Genomic DNA, 17072 nt, shown 5'->3' with positions numbered 1-17072 from the left:
GTCAATTTGTACAATTAATTTACAGTCCTGCTCACATTGTTCTGGGAATAAACAAGGCTGGATCTCACACGAAAGGATGTTTGATGATGAAAAAAAGTAACTTAGGTAACTCCGATTTATCTGTCTCTCCTATCGCATTAGGATGTATGTCGTTAGGAACAGAGAAGAAACAAGCAGCCAGCATTTTAGATGCTGCGATTGATCTAGGTATTAACTATTTAGATACGGCTGATCTCTATGACGCCGGCCGCAACGAGGAATTAGTAGGCGAAACAATCAAACAGAAACGCAATCAGCTTGTACTGGCCACCAAGGTGGGCAACCATTTAAAACAGGATGGAAGCTGGTTTTGGGACCCACGAAAAAGCTATATTAAAGAGCAAGTAAAGACTAGTTTGAAACGGCTGCAAACCGATTATATTGACTTATACCAGCTGCACGGCGGTACTATCGAGGATCCCATCGAAGAAACGATTGAGGCATTTGAAGAACTTGTTCAAGAAGGTGTGGTGCGTTATTATGGGCTCTCCTCCATTCGGCCAAATGTGATTCAAGCCTACCTGCAAAATTCAAATATTGTGAGTAATATGATGCAATTCAGTCTCTTAGACCGGCGTCCGGAAGAATTTCTGCCTGTCCTTGCTGAACATCAAGTTAGTGTAGTAACACGCGGCTCGCTGGCCAAAGGAATGATCAGCACCAAGGGATTAGACATCATTAGCAAAAAAGGTGCTGAGGGGTATTTAGATTACGAGGAGAACGAATTGGCCGAAACTGTTCGTTCCTTAATCCATCTTTTAGCCGATGGACAAACATTAACTGGCTTGTCCCTGCAATATGTCTTACAGCAGCCGGCGGTTACCTCAGCTGTAGTAGGTGCCAGTTCTCCAATACAATTAGAAGAAAACGTCCTTGCCTTAGAACAATCTTTTACAGCAGAACAAATGGAGAAAGTCAAAAAAATTACGAAAGCCTCTACTTATCAGCAGCACCGTGAGTAAATATGAGGCAACAGCCAGCTGGCTGTTGCCTTTGTATAGTCTTATTCCATGGTTTGCTGGACGGCTTGGACAGATATAAATGGATTGAGCATCTCTTCAGGACTTGATAAACGGAAAGTGGCTCCATTGTAATCCAATTTCATGTCCTTATTAAAAAATACCGCTTGTTGATGCTGAACCACTGTTTGTGCCTGTTCACACTCTACTTGATGTTGATTAGCTGTCTGTTCTTTAATAAGGGTAATTGTCGGCATCCCGTTAACACCGCAGCCACAGCCTTCTGTATCATAGGTTAAGGCGAGCAGTAATTGCTCTTCATTATTTATTTCCATCAATTTTTTTAGTGCCTGATCTGTTATCGTTAACTTCATCTTAGCGCTCCTCCTATTTTTGATTAAATAATCGTTTGCCGAATAACTCAACTAAACGGGGAAAGTTCTGATACAATTTGCTGCCTGTATTCATCAAGACAGGCATATTAATTTCACGTTTACCTGTAAAAATCGATTCTACGATTTTGTTTGCCACTCTGTCAGGTTTTAGCATAAACCGGGCAATATTACGTTGATAATCACCCGTTGGATCTGCCTGATCAAAAAACTCTGTCGCCACTGGTCCAATATTGACCGATGTGACATATACTTGACCAGCTAATTCCATTCTCAATGCATTAGAAAAACTGATCACACTTGCCTTGGTCGCGCTGTAAACCGCCGATTTCGGTGTTGCAATCTTTCCAGCCTGTGAAGCAATGTTGATAATATGAGCTTGCGGCTGTTTACAAAGTGTCGGTAAAACAGCATAGGTCGTAAAATAAAGAGCCTGGTTGTTCAGAGCGATCATTTTTTCTATTTGATTCCAGTCCATATCTGCAAATGTATTGAAATAACCGATACCGGCATTATTAATTAACACATCTATAGCATACTCCTCTGTCATTTCAGCTAATATATTCCCCCATGTTTCTCGGTCGGTAATATCTGCGGTACGAATAATCGGTTTGATTTGGTATGTTTGTTCGATATGATTGCTAATCTGCTCTAATTTATCGATCCTTCTCGCTATTAAAATTGGGGTGCCTTGCTGTGCAGCGACTTGATAAGCAACAGCTTCCCCTATCCCGCTTGAAGCACCCGTAATCAGTATGTGCTTTCCCTGTAATTGGTTCATTCTATCCACTCCTATTTCGTCCATCATACCATATTAAAGGGCGACTTCCATATAGGAAAGCTTTACTTCTGTAATAGTCTCATCCTGCTAGTTTACAGGAAAGAACAACTTCCCTTTGATAGTGATCCTTCTATAATGATTGCGGCTTTATTTTTTTAGATTGACTTTTCCCTTTATTTTAAGGACAATTTAGAGGAATGCAATCTATTAGGAGGTTAAAAACCTTGAAAACAATTATTTATGCCCATAGAGGGGCAAGTAAACAGGCACCAGAGAATACTATCCCTGCCTTTGACTTGGCCTACCAGCAAGGGGCAGATGGGATTGAGACTGATGTTCATTTAACAAAAGATCAGATTCCGATTCTGATGCATGATGAGCAGCTGCAGCGCACAACTAATGGCACAGGTTTTATTAAAGACTTTACCTATGAAGAGTTAACGAATTTAGACGCTGGCAGTTGGAAAAATCCGCGTTATCAAGGAACGAAAATCCCGACCTTAGAAGACCTTTTGACTTGGAATCAAGACAAACAATTAAAGCTAAATATCGAACTAAAAAACAAAATGATAGACTATCCTAATATAGAAGAGATTGTATACCAGAAGCTGGTTGACTATCAAATGGTAGAGGCTAGCGTGATTTCCAGCTTTAATCACCAGAGTATCGCACGTATCAGCCAATTACAATATCCGATTGACTACTGTTTATTATCCAGTAAACAGGCAAAAGCATTAATTATCTATAGCAAAGAATTAAAAGCAGCAGGCATTCATATCCGCTACCGGTTGTTAAACAATCAAATAATTAAACAAGCACAGGGAAATAATTTATATGTTGCCGTATATACCATTAATCAGCCATTTATGATTAGACGGGCATTCAAACTAGGCTGTCATGCCATTTTCACAGATGTGCCGCGGCTGGCCAACAGGATCAGGAAGGCTACGCAACATTGATTCATTTGTCTTGGAAAGGAGAGGTAACATGAACATACACTTTTTGGGAACGGGGGCAGGGTTGCCTAGCAAACAACGTAATGTCAGCTCCCTCATATTAGATCTATTACAGGAACGAAACAGCTTATGGATGTTCGATTGCGGGGAAGCAACCCAACATCAAATCCTCCATACCTCTCTAAAGCCGAGAAAGGTAGATAAGGTGTTTATCACTCATTTACATGGAGATCATATCTTCGGGTTACCCGGCTTCTTAAGCAGCCGCTCCTTTCAAGGCGGTGAAGACCCAATCACTGTTTACGGACCAAAAGGTATCCGAACGTTTATTGAAACGACACTAACTGTCAGTCAATCCAAACCGACTTATCCTGTGATAATTCAAGAAATAGAAGAAGGACCTGTCTGGGGAGACGAACAATTTCTTATTACAGCAAAGAAATTAGACCATGGGATCGACAGCTTTGGTTATCGCATTACGCAAAAAGATAGTCCAGGTCACTTGATAGTAGAGAAACTGCAGCAAAAAGGAATAAAAGCAGGACCGATTTATCAGCAATTTAAAACGGAAACCCATGTTACCTTACCAACTGGTGAAGTAGTGAAAGCAGCTGACTATATCGGTGAAGCAAAAAAAGGAAAACACATCGCTATTCTGGGGGATACCCGGGCACTGGAGACAACCATTGATTTTGTCGCCGGCGTTGACCTGCTGGTACACGAGGCAACCTTTTCCGAAGAGCAAAAGGCGCTAGCCTATAGTTACTTCCATTCCACAACAGCACAGGCAGCGAATATCGCCAAACAGGCACAGGTTAAACGACTATTATTAAATCACATTTCCTCTCGCTTTCAAGCTGAACAACAGCAACAACTGCTGGACGAAGCACGAAAGCATTTCGCCAACACAGAGATTGCAAATGATTTTAGCTCATATGAAATTTAATCACTACAACCAAGATTTTAAGAGGCGCATCCGCTCATGATGTTAACAGGTGTCACTCGACGTCGCTTTTCGGTAACTCACATGTGGTTTCCAGCCACTAGACGACACTTACTGGTTACTCCACTAGAACGAAAAAAGTCAGGAAAAGTGTATGTACTTTACTCTTCCTGACTTTTTCTTTCCTGTAAATATTGAAATAAATCCAGTTGATAGGTCAAGCCTTCTTTCTTAACAGCGTTTTGAATCGTGACTCCCAGTAATCGTACGGGTTCACTATTCCAATGCTGTTCTAATAACTGTTCAGCATGGTAGGCAATATCCCTGGCCGTTTCAATATAGCGATTTATTTTGGCCTGACGTGTGATTGTTTGGCGGTCGCTAAAGCGAATCATTAACTGGACACGATCGCCTACTGCCCCTTTTCGCTGCAGCCGTTTCTCCACTTTATCTGCCAAAAATCGAATATGGCTGACCAACTCATCAAAATCACTGATATCACTAGGAAACGTCTGTGAGCTGCCAATACTTTTAAAACTCGCAGCATTCTCTGGATCCACTACCCGGGGATCCTCGCCTAACGCTCTCGTTTTTAAACGAACACCATTAACGCCCAGCAATCCTTTTAACAATACCGTATCGGCTTCGACTAAATCTTCAATGGTATGGATATCGTATTTCTTTAATTTCGCGGCTGTTTTCTTACCGATTCCATACATCTCTTCAATTGGCAATGGCCAAAGTTTTGCAGCGATATCTCGCTTCCGCAGAACCGTGATACCGTTTGGTTTTTTCATATCCGAAGCCATTTTTGCCAAAAATTTATTTGGAGCAATGCCAATACTGCACGGCAAAGACAAATCATCAGCAATATGTTGTTGAATCGTTTGAGCGATCTCAATCGGATGTCCCAAATCATGGCTGTCCGTAATATCAAGAAAAGCCTCATCAATCGAAACAGGTTCAACATATGCTGTGTAATCTTCCAAAATCCGAAAAATTTCAAAGGATACTTCCCGATACCTTTCATGATTAGGACGCTTGACGACCAAGTTTGGACACCGTTTCTTTGCTTCCCATAAGGTCATCGTCGTCTTAACCCCTTTTTCCCTCGCCTCATAACTACTAGTAACTATAATTCCTTTCCGTTCATCTGGGTTACCGGCAATGGCCAATGGCTTTCCTTTCAGTGATGGATCATCAGCAATTTCTACAGAAGCATAAAAGCTATTCATATCGACATGTAAAATCACACGTCCGTTCTTCGGGTACCATTGATTGTTCGATTTCATTTTACTGCTTCTTTAACAATGTGATACATCAATAATGGTATTTCTGTTAAGTCTTGGATAGCAATTGACTCATTCTTCGTGTGGATATGCCGGTAACCAACGGCCAAATTCACGGTTGGAATACCTTTGCCTGCGATGTTATTAGCATCACTTCCACCCCCGCTGACTGTTAACTTAGGGGTTTTCTTCATCTGCTTGATAGCATTTACTGCTACTTGCACTACTTCATCACTTTCTTCAAATCGGTAGTTTGGATAGAGATATGCGACATCCACCTCTGCTTCACCACCCATTTGACGGGCAGCTGTTCTTAAAGCTTCTTCCATTTTGGAGACTTGCTGGTTTAATTTATCTGAATCTAACGAACGAGCTTCAGCAACTAACTGTACTTGATCACAAACAATATTCGTCGGTCCTTTTCCTACAAAGCTGCCAATATTAGCGGTTGTTTCTTCATCAATCCGTCCCAATGGCATACGTGTAATAGCCTTTGCTGTGATACTGATAGCTGAGATTCCTTTCTCAGGCTGTACACCAGCATGGGCAGCTTTTCCTTTTATCAATGCTTGAATCTTCGCTTGGGCAGGGGCAGCTACGACAATAGTTCCAATCTCTCCATCACTATCTAAGGCATAACCAAATGCAGCAGGCAATTTCTTGGCATCAAACAGCTTAGATCCTGCCAGACCGGATTCTTCACCACTCATAATTGCAAAATAAATATCTCCATGCGGAATCGGATATTCCTGTAGTAGGTGGATTAATTCTATTATTGCTGTCAGGCCTGCCTTATCATCCGCTCCAAGGATTGTAGTGCCGTCCGAATAGATTACCTGGTCACGAATCACTGGCTTAATATCTGTACCAGGCACTACGGTATCCATATGTGAGGTAAAATAGATCGCTTTTGCGTCTGACATGGTTGCTGGTAACTTCGCAATAATGTTCCCTGCTTGATGGCCTGTTGCATCTGCTGTGTCATCTTCTTCTACTTCTAATCCAAGCTTTGTTAACAAAGCTAATAAATAATCAGCAATCTCTCTTTCTTGTGTTGTTTCGGAATTGATTTGTACGAATTCCAAGAATTGACTGACCACTCGTTCTTGATTGATCATCTATTTCATCTCCTTGATTTCATTTCACAAAATACTTCTGTTTTGTACTTGTCCTCCCCGCTAAATCCATGTAAAATATATGTAGATTAAGATTATACACTGACACGGATTAATCACACTATCAGTATATAACGCCACTTTCAAACCAGCACTACGGTAAAGGAGGATTTTGTCATGGCATCTAGACGTGAAAAACGAGTAAAAGTTGTAATATATATTATGATTATAGCAATGGTTTTATCCACATTAACAGCTGGACTAGCTCTGTTTATTTAACAGCAGCCATAATATGAGAAAAAGGTTCCGTAACCTCAACGAGGAGAAGCTTCTCTTAACAAAAGAAGAAAGCAATCCTTAGAGTAGTCGGAACCTTTTTTATTGGCTAATTATAGAATTATTGCTGGTGGATACCTATTTGTCGAAGGATAGCCACCTCCAGCTCCATGCAACTAGCGAATTTTCTTCAGCTCCGTATGATAAAGAAGACTTGGCGATTGACGAAGTCAGAGGTTTAGTCGCCCTTTCATCCGCTAAAAGCAGGCACGTCCTGTGACCAACGCCGATACTAGAAACCTCTTGTTCGTCGTGCCCTTAGGTGAAAGGCAACATCAATTCTAACGTCACCGTGTTTCCTTTATCTCCTGCTTCCGTTCAGGTCGCTCTGCGCTTTTGTTCATGATTGCAGAAGAATCCAAAAGATACAATTCTTTCTACTGGTAATCCTTTTTACAATTCCTCACAATGCTCTTCAAATAATTGCTGAAGCCGCTGAACTACAGATACAGGACTGTGGCCTTCAATTTCATGACGCTCTACCATATCGATTATTTTACCGTCCTTTAACAAGGCAAAAGATGGTGAGGAAGGAGCGAAACCTTCAAAATATTGACGAGCTGTTTCCGTTGCTTCACGATCCTGACCGGCAAACACTGTTACCAGTTGATCCGGGCGTTTATCATAATGAATCGCACTCGCTGCTGCCGGTCTTGCTACCCCGCCGGCACATCCACATGTTGAGTTAACCATAACAAGTGTTGTACCCTCTTGTTCTAATGATTCCTTCACTTCGTCAGGAGTTTTCAGTTCAGTGAACCCTGCCTCCCTAATTTCGTTTCTCGCTGATTCTGAAATATCACCCATAAATAAATTAAAATCCATGATTCCACATTCCTCTCATCAATAATTATATAAAAATAGTAACAGTGATTACGGAATTTTTCAATTATCTGCTCCCAAATATAGAGTTCACATTAACATGACAGGTTTCTGTCCTATGATGTACAAGTTAGGCATATACTACAATGAAACAAGCATAAGATAGAACAATCGGGGGACTAAAGGTCGCCCAGCTCACTTCTTTGATCTGCTTGAAACTTGAGAGGAGTGATTCATACTGTGGTATATCTGACTATACTTCAATAGGGATAGCAACAGTCCCTGCTGATGAAAGTCTCATTTGATAAGGAGGTATATTGTGGATTGGCTGACATTTGATTGGATTAGTTTATTACATGTCATAGCGATTGATATTGTGCTATCCGGTGATAATGCCTTAATTATTGCCATGGCAACCAAAAATTTACCGAAACAGCACCAAAATAAAGCCATTCTAATTGGCGTAGCTGGTGCGATCATTTTACGAATATTGTTTGCCAGCGGTGTGGTGTTTTTACTTACTTATCCGTTCATTTATCTAATAGGTGGGTTGCTGCTCATCTGGATTGGGTACAAGCTTACCAAGAAAGAAGAAGAAACGCAGACGATTACCTCTTCTTCTTCGGTTATTGGTGCCGTCTCTACCATTATCTTAGCAGATGTTGTCATGAGCCTAGACAACGTGGTGGCTATTGCCGGAGCCTCCAAAGGGCATATTGGATTATTAACCTTTGGTGTTCTTGTCAGTATTCCACTGATGATCTTTGGTGCAAAGTTTATTATGCTGTTGTTACGTCGTTTTCCTCTTTTAATCTATATCGGTGCCGCCATATTGGTATATACAGGTGTCGATATGATGATGCATGAACCATTTGTCCATGACCTGCTCCAATTGCAGACAGGGTTTATAACCATTCTGTTAAGTCTTATTTTAACCATTGGTGTGGTTGCTTCCGGCTATGCAACTAATAAAGAGATCAACACATAGTTTACACGTTCGGTTTTTTATGCACAATAGGCACATTCCATTTCCATTTTAGTGCAAGGATACGAATCGTTAAGGTAACAACTAAACAAATGTAGAGACTAATGACCGGTGACAGGAGGCTATACGTAACAATCAATGCAACCGAACCGGCAATCGAGGCAAGCCCATAAATTTCTTTGCGAAAAACTAACGGAATTTCACGAACGAACACGTCCCTCAGCACACCACCGCCAATACCTGTCACAAGACCCATTGCAACGATTAAGAAGGGTTGCGAATAGTCTAAACTAAGGGCTGCATTAGCACCTACTGCCGTAAATACACCTAAACCAATGGCATCGAAAAAAGCAATGCCATGTTCAAAACGGTCGAATTTCTCATGGAAAAGAATAGTAGCTAAACTGGCTAATAAACTGACCAAAAAGTATTGTGGATCCACTAAATTAGTAGGCGGAATATTTCCAATCATTAAATCACGAATAACACCGCCTGCTAAAGCAGTGGTCAATCCTAATAAAAGAACACCAAACATATCCAAGTCTTTTTTGATAGCCAACAATGAGCCTGAAATGGCAAAAGCAATCGTACCAATATACACAAACGCTTCAATTAAAAACATGCTGACCCCTCACTTTTTATCACGTGTTAAGATAATCCAGGTGTAACGGTTCATAAACTCCCTATTAGTAGAAACCCCATGTTATGAAGACGGATTTTCCGAGCTTCTTTTTTGCCAAAGTGCACCAAGCCGGTCAAAGAGCCATTGCAGGACAAGACCTTGGATTAGAACACCTAGAATGGATGTAACAGTTAATAAGAAAATCGTTGGGAAATGATTGACCGTTTGTAGACTATTGGCAAATACAAATAAGTGCTTTACGGTGACGACCAATGCCTCCCACCAAGTAGTCAAGCTGTTATTCATTAGCCAAATGACACAGCTATTGATCAGGACGAAGATAGGTATAATAGAGGCTAGTAAAATCATTTTTGTATAAGATAAGCGCTTGAGATAAGGCGTTACATAGTATTTTGTAATTGTCTTGATTCTAAACAGGTAGATGATGCGTACAATCCTTGCTACCTGAAAAAATTGATCCAGCGGAATAACCGCCAGCAGTAAGAAAGGATTCTTCTGAATAAACTGCCACCTATTCGGTGCCACAATAATTCTTGCCACATAATCGACGAGGAAGATCAGCCAAACGACAAGATTCACTGTCGTGTTTACTGCATGGTCCACCCAGAGTGTTAATATGGTAAGGATGACTAAACTTATCATCACTATATCATATGTATATTTCACCTTATCCTTCATCTCATCACCATAATTTCTAATTCCCTTTGAAAAACAAAAAAACGAACTATCCTTTCCGTTTGGATATAATAGTTCGGATTATTTTGATTTTACCACATATTCATCGTGATTTGGAAGGAATTTTTCCACTGTTTGATTTACTTGATGATATGTACACGACTAATATACCTTTCTTTCACTTCAAGAATATGAAAGGTTAAGTTCTCTCGTTCTATACTGTCACCTGCTTGTGGAAAGCCTGAAAATTGAGTTAGTAAATAGGCTGCAAGTACATCTTCATCCTCGGGAATTTCTGTGCCAAATACATTATTTAAATGATGAAGTGTTATCTTTCCATCACAAATAATCTCGGTGTCTGTATGTTTCTCGACTAATGCATTTTCTTCTGCATCCGTCTCATCTTCAATTTCGAGGCCAATCATCGTCTCGATAATATCTTCATGCGTCACGATCCCTTCAGTCCCGCCATACTCATCCAGCACTACCGCCATATGTTTCTTTTCTTGCATCATTTTACGAAATACTTCTTCGATTTGATTAAATTCATATACATACAATGGCTCTGTGTCACTAAAGTCAGATAACGATCGGCTCTTGTCATCACTCCACGCAATTAAATATTTAGAGTGAAAGATCGCGATAATGTCATCCATGTCTTCCCCATAAATCGGATATCTCGTATAAGAATTAGCTAAAACAGCCTCTTTTACTTCCTCATATGTAGCAGTATTCTCTAACGCAACCATTTCAACTCTTGGTGTTTTTAATACGTCTTTTACATCAAGGTTATAAAAATCAAATGCACCGCGTATCCGAGAGCTTTCATCTTTGTGAAATGCACCTTCAGAGTCAGCAATGTCAACAATTGCGCGCAATTCCTCTTTAGACACAGCCTCTGTTTGCACCTCTCCGTTAGAAAGTTTTTTGGTGATAAACTCTGTCATCCCATTTAGTAAAAACGTTATTGGCTTTAAAATGGTAACCACCAGACGAATGATAGGATAAACAAGAGACGCAATCCTGTTTGGAAAACTAGCAGCAATGGACTTTGGAATCACTTCCGAACATATAATAATGGTGACAGTCAATATAGCCGAAGCAAGTCCTACGTTAAAACCATATTCCACAGCCATCATGGTGACTAATGTAGGAAGCAGTATGTTTGATATATTATTTCCTATTAGGATTGCTGTGATAAACTCACTAGGTTTAGAAAGCAGTTCCAACATTTTATTTGCTTTCTTATCTCCAGCCTTTGCTTTTGTTTGTAATTTCATTTTATTTGCCGCTGTTAATGCTGTCTCACTTCCTGAAAAGAAAAAAGAAACAAATAATAAAAATATGATCGCCAGGATCACGAGTAAATTCCTCCCCTATGACATATAGCATTTTAATTATATTATAACGTATGAAGAGCATTATATGCTATTATTAGATGGTGAAGATACTTATTTTACCCTAGCTAAATACCATGATAAGGAAAATCATACTGATGATATACCTCATCTTTTTCATTTTATTTATGTTTTGCTCCAATATATACCAACAAAACTTCCATTTACTGTAGTTACTAATTCTGTAGAAATAGCGTACTAATTAAGAAATTTAGATCATATAAAGACATATTTTATAGGAGGAGAGGTTAAGCGTTCTGGGAATATTACAGATGCTTTAGCTAATGAATTCGCCCAACCATTCACACTCGGTCTCTGCTTTGCCACTGCAGGCGGCTTGTCAGCTAAAGGATTAAGTACAGCGAATCCAGAGGTTTCGATTTTTCATAAAACTATCTATAATAATTCAATCCAAAAAATAGCTTTAATAGAACATACGAAAATTGGGATGGATATGTTTGCAGGAAAATACCCCAATAAAGAGCTTGACTTAATCATTACCGATGAAGAGACATCGAAGCAACAAATCAAAACGATCACAGCACAAGGAACAAAGGTAATTGTGGCTAAAAGGAGGAGAGATAATGTTCTACCGGAGAAAATATTATCTAGTGAAAAGTGAGTTTGCAGAAACACTTAATACACATTTTCTTCATACCAATTTACCTAATCAGCTAAAACACGGCTCACGTTTAGTTGGTCGTTGGATGAAAGTGAACAAAGATAATACGACAGAAATATTTGCCATATGGGAATATGACAGTTATGAAGATTACCTAAACATTGAAACCGCTATCCAAAAAGATAAAGCTCATATGAAACGAATAAAAGAGTGGTATGCGCAACATGGTGGAAGAGAATATATCTTCAAAGAATACATAATAGAAGTAAAAAATGAAGCTATAGAGTCTACATTAGAACAAGAATAAGAAAAAAAGGAGCCGATCTAAAAGCACTCCTTTTAAATTAACCACTGCTATTATGCCAACTACGTATTCTAAAAAAGGAAGTGTTAAAAAGGTGAAATACTTATGTTACACTAAAGAAAGATCTACATTAGTTGGTCGTTGTTCCCTATAGATAATTAGTAAACTTGTCTATTCGGTAAAGTCATAACAAAAACGAAGGGTGATTTTAACGTGGATACATTATTGGAAATACTACCTATTATATTGCCTGTTCTCATCGTGGGGGCTATTGTCGTATTTGTAATCAAAAGAATGGAACAGAAATATAAGGAAGGCACACTTGGTAAGAAAAAGTCCAAAAACACTCAGGCTTTATTAGATAGTTTAATTCCGCTTGGCATGCTGTGTGGTTGTGCAATGGGTACTGTGTTTGGTATGTTCTCTCCGTTCTCTCTAGCAGTAACCATTAGTTTAGGGGCAGGAATTGGTTTTCTTGGCGGATATTTGGCTTATGAAGGTTACGGCAAGACAAATGATGTTATGCACGATTAAATAAATTCCATATATGGGATTTTTAAGCACATTGTAGCAACACGGTCTCTTCCATTTCGTTTTTTGATAGCACGACAACCCATATAAAACAAATGAGATTGCCAGCAACAGGAGTGTTGTTCATTCCCTGTTACTGGAAATCTCTCTTTATCTAGGTATGCCAATACCTGTAAAAGGAAAGTATCGGAATTTCACTTTCCCAATCACATCATCCTCATGGATAAAGCCAAAGAACCGGCTGTCTTTACTGTTCATGCGATTATCCCCTAATACAAACAGATTTTGATCTGGAACACTGGATTGGCCAGTCATCTCTTCTAAGGTAAAATCTGTCTTCCTTGTGATAGGAGAATCTTCCTCTTCCTCCGATTCAGCTATATACGGTTCTTGGATTGCTTCTCCATTCACATAGAGCACTTCCTCATCTATTTCAATCGTATCACCTGGCAGACCGATAACTCTTTTGACATAATAATCATCGGCATCAGGTGCGTGGAATACTACCATATCAAAACGTTCAATATCTGATATTTTACTAATAACCAATCGATCATTATGTTCAAACGTTGGTGACATGGATTCCCCCATCACAACAGATGATGATAATAAGAAACTCCGAACGAGAACAACAATTAACAAGGCTAACAATACCGATTTAATCCAAGTATAAACCTCTGATTTAGTTTCTGTCTTGTTCATCTGTGTCCCTCTCCTCCTTATTTTTTTTGCCAACTTCAGGAACAGGGCTAATATCATTATACTATATATCATCACCCAGATAAAAGGAAACCAAGCTAAATCGATCAAGGTGGATCCATTCCAAACCATTAATACTTCTTGAGGATAAACAGCAGGTGAAATCAGCCATGTAACTGGTTGCAAGGCAGTATATCATGTATACCGATAGCTGCTATGGATAAGACAATAGTAAGAGCAAACCCTCCATAAGTATTTACAGGGCTAAGCCAGATTACCTTCTTGAATAGACTACCAACACATACACCTAGCGTAAATAACAATATATGATGGATAAACGATATCAAGCCAATCGAAAAAGAAACAGGCTCTGAAAACATGTCAAAAACGATCGGATATACAAAAGCAAAAACGCTGTCCCTTGTTCCTTTAATTCCTTGATGAGAAGCAACAATTCTTGTTGTGCGGAAAAATCTAAACCAGATACCGGTTCATCCATGATTAACAACTCTGGTTGCTGTAGCACAGCTTGAATAATAGCTACTTTCTGAATATTTCCTTTAGATAGTTTATGGATGCGTTGATTACTGTATTTGTCTAATTGAAAACGGGCTAAAAGTGCAGGAAGTCGCCGATATAGGCAGGAGGAAGCCATTCCATTTATTTTCCCCACGCTTAAGTATTCCATAGGTGTAAAGCGAATATCTTTTGGAAAACGATCCGGTATATAACCTACTCTTAACTTTTTACAGCTATATCGAACCTTACCGCTGTCCGGCCGTTCCAACCCCGGTTCCATTTCCACCTAAAATGGCCATTATTTCCTTAGAATGTATTGTTAATGAAACATTTTGAATAAATTGTTTTATTCGAAAATCTCTTAGTAATATTATAAAGCTCCAATAGTTTTGCCATCTGATCCCCCTGATATGTTTACTGATGCTTTATATTGTTTAGTTAGCTAGTTGACGATACTTTTTAAGCTAAACAACTTATCCCCTAATGTTAATACCTATCTAAAAATTATAACTAAACTCCAATGAAAAGTCATGTTAACATGTATATAATTCTCGTTAAGATTTTAATAAATCCCATATCGGTTTACAATCCCATCTTATACAGATATAAGAAAATACAAATGCCGTTTCTGCATAAAAGTATACTTATAATAAAAGTTGGGACAATTTTAATGTCTCCTTCTCATCCATTTATGTATACATAAACTAATGGAGCGGGCAAGCACTGGCCCCGCTCCATCTATATATGTCTTATTTTTGCTAATAATTTGGGGTTGTATCTGCCTTTCCTTCTAATAAATCGGCGTTGTATCGCTAGAAATATTCTCCAGGATCGCCTTCACATGAGACATAAATGCACCACAGATCACACCATCCAAGACGCGGTGGTCTAATGAAAGACAGAGATTGACCATATCACGTGCGGCAAACATATCATCGATAATGACCGGGCGCTTAACAATAGATTCTACTTGCAGGATAGCTGCTTGCGGATAGTTAATAACCCCCATGGATTCTACCGAACCAAAGGAACCTGTGTTATTAACCGTAAACGTGCCACCTTCCATATCCTCTTGTGTTAAGGAATTAGTTCTTGCCTTTTTCGATAATTGAGCAATTTCTTTGGCAATTCCTTTGATACTCTTTTCATCCACATTCTTGATAACTGGGACATATAACTCATGTTCATGAGCTACCGCAATCGACAAGTTAATATCATTGCGCTGAATAATCTTATCTCCAGCCCAACAGCTGTTCAGTTCTGGAAATTTCTTCAAGGCTTTGGCTACTGCATTCAAAAAGAAAGCAAAATAAGATAAATTATAACCTTCGTTCTCCCTGAAACTGTCTTTTTCTGCATTCCGATAAGCTACAAGGTTAGTCACATCGACCTCGATCATCATCCATGCATGCGGGATTTCCGTTTTAGAACGAACCATATTCTGGGCAATGGTTTTCCGAAGTCCTGTAACTGGAATTTCACGATCACCTGGATTGACTTTCACTTGTCGTCTTCTAATAATAGGCGGGGTGAACTCTTCCGCTTCAGCCGGTTCTGAATGGGAAGTTTCACTTGCAGACACTGGCTCACTAACTGGCTTTGCTTCTGATTGGCCTTTGGCAATATAAGCCTCGATATCTTTCCGTGTAATTCTTCCGCCTTTTCCTGTACCGTTTACTTTGTTTAAATCAACCTGATGTTCTTGAGCTAAGCGCATAACGACTGGGGAATAGCGTTTCTTCATATCGGCCGCTCCCTCTGGAGCTGTTACATTAGTCTCAGAAGCGGCTTGTTGTTCTACAGCAGGTTCCGCTGCCAATCCTTCCACTTCTATGTAACACATCAATTGTCCGACCTCAATCGTTTCTCCCTCTACTGCCACTAATTCCGTAATCGTACCAGAAAAAGAGGAAGGCACTTCGGCATTGACCTTATCTGTCATCACCTCTGCGATCGGATCATATTTCTCTACCTTATCACCAGCCTTTACAAGCCATGTGCTTATAGTACCCTCTGTCACACTTTCACCTAATTGAGGCATTTTTATTCGTTGGACTGCCACGTTTCTCACTCCTTCTTCTTTAAAATTCTGCTAATTCTCTAATGGCTTGTTCGATTTTATCGGCATTCACCAGAAAGGCCTTTTCCAAAGGTGCAGCAAAAGGAGTTGCCGGTGTATCAGGACCTGCTAAACGCTTGACTGGTGCATCCAAATCATATAAACAATGCTCACTAATAATGGCGGCTACTTCTCCAAGTATACTGCCTTCCTTATTATCTTCCGTTACTAACAACACTTTGCCTGTCTTAGAGGCCGCCTCGATAATGGCTTGTTGATCCAGCGGGTAAACTGTCCGCAAATCCAATATTTCGGTACTGATGCCTTCCTGTTCTAGCTTCTCTGCCGCTTGTTTAGCAAAATGAACACACAAACCATACGTAATAACCGTTACATCTTCCCCGCTACGCTTGGTTTCCGCCTTGCCGATTGGCAGGGTGTAATCTTCTTCTGGCACTTCTTCCTTCAACAATCGATACGCACGCTTATGTTCCAAAAACAGAACAGGGTCCTCATCACGAATAGCTGATTTGAGCAAGCCTTTTGCATCATATGGACTAGAAGGCATCACAATTTTTAATCCAGGTTGATTAGCAAAGATTGCTTCAATCGATTGGGAATGATAAAGTCCACCATGTACTCCCGCACCATACGGAGCTCTAATTGTAATCGGACAGTTCCAGTCATTATTTGAACGATAACGAATGCGAGCTGCTTCTGAAATAATCTGGTTAATGGCAGGCATAATAAAATCGGCAAACTGCATTTCGGCTACTGGCTTCATCCCATACATGGCTGCACCAATACCTACTCCGGCAATAGCTGATTCTGCTAATGGTGTATCCAACACTCGCTCTTCGCCAAACTGTTCATAAAGACCATCCGTAGCTAAGAATACACCACCGCGTTGTCCGACATCCTCACCTAAGATAAATACCTTCTCATCTCGTTCTAATTCTTCTCTTAAAGCCTGATTGACGGCCTGTATATATGTTAAGACAGCCAC

19 protein-coding genes and 1 pseudogene are annotated in these 17072 nt (G+C 39.8%); 8 read left to right on the top strand and 12 right to left on the bottom strand.

Annotation, left to right across the window (positions count from 1 at the left end; all coding sequences use genetic code 11):
• Positions 1–86 precede the first annotated feature (86 nt).
• Positions 87–1001 (top strand): aldo/keto reductase, encoded by a 915-nt coding sequence (locus JOD18_RS00695; RefSeq protein ID WP_204666961.1) that lies wholly within the window; start codon positions 87–89, stop codon positions 999–1001.
• Between the two features lie 41 nt (positions 1002–1042).
• On the opposite strand, the gene JOD18_RS00690 is transcribed toward JOD18_RS00695, so the two are convergent.
• On the bottom strand, positions 1043–1372 hold the full coding sequence (locus JOD18_RS00690) for an iron-sulfur cluster biosynthesis family protein (RefSeq protein WP_204666960.1): 330 nt from the start codon (positions 1370–1372) through the stop codon (positions 1043–1045).
• A 13-nt stretch (positions 1373–1385) separates the two neighbouring features.
• Positions 1386–2171, bottom strand: coding sequence for an SDR family NAD(P)-dependent oxidoreductase (locus JOD18_RS00685; RefSeq protein ID WP_204666959.1), 786 nt, complete (start codon positions 2169–2171; stop codon positions 1386–1388).
• Positions 2172–2395: 224 nt separating this feature from the next.
• On the opposite strand from JOD18_RS00685, the gene JOD18_RS00680 reads away from it, so the two are divergent.
• Both JOD18_RS00680 and rnz read left to right on the top strand, forming a co-directional pair.
• Positions 2396–3130: a glycerophosphodiester phosphodiesterase gene (locus JOD18_RS00680; RefSeq protein WP_204666958.1), complete on the top strand. Its 735-nt coding sequence runs from the start codon at positions 2396–2398 to the stop codon at positions 3128–3130.
• Positions 3131–3158: 28 nt separating this feature from the next.
• Entirely contained in the window at positions 3159–4073 is a 915-nt protein-coding gene (gene rnz, locus JOD18_RS00675) for a ribonuclease Z (RefSeq protein WP_204666957.1), read from the top strand.
• A gap of 158 nt (positions 4074–4231) precedes the next feature.
• On the opposite strand, the gene JOD18_RS00670 is transcribed toward rnz, so the two are convergent.
• Both JOD18_RS00670 and JOD18_RS00665 read right to left on the bottom strand, forming a co-directional pair.
• A complete protein-coding gene (locus JOD18_RS00670; protein ID WP_204666956.1) occupies positions 4232–5362 on the bottom strand; it encodes a DNA polymerase IV in 1131 nt (376 codons plus the stop codon).
• Positions 5359–6477, bottom strand: a complete 1119-nt coding sequence (locus JOD18_RS00665; protein WP_204666955.1) for a M20/M25/M40 family metallo-hydrolase — start codon at positions 6475–6477, stop codon at positions 5359–5361. Before JOD18_RS00665 ends, JOD18_RS00670 begins: the two co-directional genes overlap by 4 nt.
• Positions 6478–6651: 174 nt before the next feature.
• Between JOD18_RS00665 and prli42 the strand changes: the two genes are divergently transcribed.
• A complete protein-coding gene (gene prli42, locus JOD18_RS00660) occupies positions 6652–6753 on the top strand; it encodes a stressosome-associated protein Prli42 (protein ID WP_204666954.1) in 102 nt (33 codons plus the stop codon).
• A gap of 450 nt (positions 6754–7203) precedes the next feature.
• On the opposite strand, the gene JOD18_RS00655 is transcribed toward prli42, so the two are convergent.
• Complete coding sequence (locus JOD18_RS00655; protein ID WP_204666953.1) at positions 7204–7635, bottom strand: BrxA/BrxB family bacilliredoxin; 432 nt, start codon at positions 7633–7635, stop codon at positions 7204–7206.
• 316 nt (positions 7636–7951) lie between these two features.
• Here JOD18_RS00655 and JOD18_RS00650 point away from each other — a divergent pair, with 316 nt between their 5' ends.
• Entirely contained in the window at positions 7952–8620 is a 669-nt protein-coding gene (locus tag JOD18_RS00650; protein ID WP_204666952.1) for a YjbE family putative metal transport protein, read from the top strand.
• 1 nt (position 8621) lies between these two features.
• Here the strand turns inward: JOD18_RS00650 and JOD18_RS00645 are convergent, their stop codons facing one another.
• From JOD18_RS00645 to JOD18_RS00635, 3 genes are all read right to left on the bottom strand, one after another.
• Complete coding sequence (locus JOD18_RS00645) at positions 8622–9239, bottom strand: trimeric intracellular cation channel family protein (RefSeq protein WP_204666951.1); 618 nt, start codon at positions 9237–9239, stop codon at positions 8622–8624.
• Positions 9240–9320: 81 nt separating this feature from the next.
• Positions 9321–9926, bottom strand: a complete 606-nt coding sequence (locus JOD18_RS00640; protein ID WP_338029468.1) for a transporter — start codon at positions 9924–9926, stop codon at positions 9321–9323.
• Between the two features lie 149 nt (positions 9927–10075).
• Positions 10076–11296, bottom strand: a complete 1221-nt coding sequence (locus tag JOD18_RS00635; RefSeq protein WP_204666949.1) for a CNNM domain-containing protein — start codon at positions 11294–11296, stop codon at positions 10076–10078.
• Positions 11297–11546: 250 nt separating this feature from the next.
• On the opposite strand from JOD18_RS00635, the pseudogene JOD18_RS00630 reads away from it, so the two are divergent.
• From JOD18_RS00630 to JOD18_RS00620, 3 genes and pseudogenes are all read left to right on the top strand, one after another.
• Positions 11547–11954 (top strand): annotated as a pseudogene (locus JOD18_RS00630) (DeoR/GlpR family DNA-binding transcription regulator); the annotation flags it as partial.
• Complete coding sequence (locus JOD18_RS00625) at positions 11917–12261, top strand: NIPSNAP family protein (protein ID WP_204666948.1); 345 nt, start codon at positions 11917–11919, stop codon at positions 12259–12261. The pseudogene JOD18_RS00630 and the gene JOD18_RS00625, both read left to right, overlap by 38 nt.
• 210 nt (positions 12262–12471) lie before the next feature.
• Positions 12472–12792: a hypothetical protein gene (locus JOD18_RS00620; RefSeq protein ID WP_420827772.1), complete on the top strand. Its 321-nt coding sequence runs from the start codon at positions 12472–12474 to the stop codon at positions 12790–12792.
• A gap of 147 nt (positions 12793–12939) precedes the next feature.
• On the opposite strand, the gene lepB is transcribed toward JOD18_RS00620, so the two are convergent.
• The 4 genes from lepB to JOD18_RS00600 all read right to left on the bottom strand — a co-directional run bounded on the left by lepB (position 12940) and on the right by JOD18_RS00600 (position 17072).
• Positions 12940–13491: a signal peptidase I gene (gene lepB, locus JOD18_RS00615; protein ID WP_204666947.1), complete on the bottom strand. Its 552-nt coding sequence runs from the start codon at positions 13489–13491 to the stop codon at positions 12940–12942.
• 340 nt (positions 13492–13831) lie between these two features.
• Positions 13832–14287: an ATP-binding cassette domain-containing protein gene (locus JOD18_RS00610; RefSeq protein WP_204666946.1), complete on the bottom strand. Its 456-nt coding sequence runs from the start codon at positions 14285–14287 to the stop codon at positions 13832–13834.
• Positions 14288–14797: 510 nt separating this feature from the next.
• A complete protein-coding gene (locus JOD18_RS00605) occupies positions 14798–16048 on the bottom strand; it encodes a dihydrolipoamide acetyltransferase family protein (protein ID WP_239587853.1) in 1251 nt (416 codons plus the stop codon).
• 40 nt (positions 16049–16088) lie between these two features.
• Positions 16089–17072, bottom strand: coding sequence for a pyruvate dehydrogenase complex E1 component subunit beta (locus tag JOD18_RS00600; RefSeq protein WP_204666944.1), 984 nt, complete (start codon positions 17070–17072; stop codon positions 16089–16091).

The organism is Gracilibacillus alcaliphilus (assembly GCF_016909015.1).
In the GTDB taxonomy this organism is placed as follows: Bacteria; Bacillota; Bacilli; order Bacillales; family Amphibacillaceae; genus Gracilibacillus; species Gracilibacillus alcaliphilus.
This window is presented reverse-complemented; position numbering and strand designations above follow the sequence as displayed.

Bases quoted from the DNA above. Each gene is read 5' to 3' on its own strand.
- JOD18_RS00655 (WP_204666953.1), bottom strand. From the start codon at position 7,635: ATGGATTTTAATTTATTTATGGGTGATATTTCAGAATCAGCGAGAAAC.
- prli42 (WP_204666954.1), top strand. From the start codon at position 6,652: ATGGCATCTAGACGTGAAAAACGAGTAAAAGTTGTAATATATATTATG.
- JOD18_RS00645 (WP_204666951.1), bottom strand. From the start codon at position 9,239: ATGTTTTTAATTGAAGCGTTTGTGTATATTGGTACGATTGCTTTTGCC.
- JOD18_RS00670 (WP_204666956.1), bottom strand. From the start codon at position 5,362: ATGAAATCGAACAATCAATGGTACCCGAAGAACGGACGTGTGATTTTA.
- JOD18_RS00685 (WP_204666959.1), bottom strand. From the start codon at position 2,171: ATGAACCAATTACAGGGAAAGCACATACTGATTACGGGTGCTTCAAGC.
- JOD18_RS00665 (WP_204666955.1), bottom strand. From the start codon at position 6,477: ATGATCAATCAAGAACGAGTGGTCAGTCAATTCTTGGAATTCGTACAA.
- lepB (WP_204666947.1), bottom strand. From the start codon at position 13,491: ATGAACAAGACAGAAACTAAATCAGAGGTTTATACTTGGATTAAATCG.
- JOD18_RS00605 (WP_239587853.1), bottom strand. From the start codon at position 16,048: ATGCCTCAATTAGGTGAAAGTGTGACAGAGGGTACTATAAGCACATGG.
- JOD18_RS00695 (WP_204666961.1), top strand. From the start codon at position 87: ATGAAAAAAAGTAACTTAGGTAACTCCGATTTATCTGTCTCTCCTATC.
- JOD18_RS00625 (WP_204666948.1), top strand. From the start codon at position 11,917: ATGTTCTACCGGAGAAAATATTATCTAGTGAAAAGTGAGTTTGCAGAA.
- JOD18_RS00690 (WP_204666960.1), bottom strand. From the start codon at position 1,372: ATGAAGTTAACGATAACAGATCAGGCACTAAAAAAATTGATGGAAATA.
- rnz (WP_204666957.1), top strand. From the start codon at position 3,159: ATGAACATACACTTTTTGGGAACGGGGGCAGGGTTGCCTAGCAAACAA.
- JOD18_RS00610 (WP_204666946.1), bottom strand. From the start codon at position 14,287: ATGGAACCGGGGTTGGAACGGCCGGACAGCGGTAAGGTTCGATATAGC.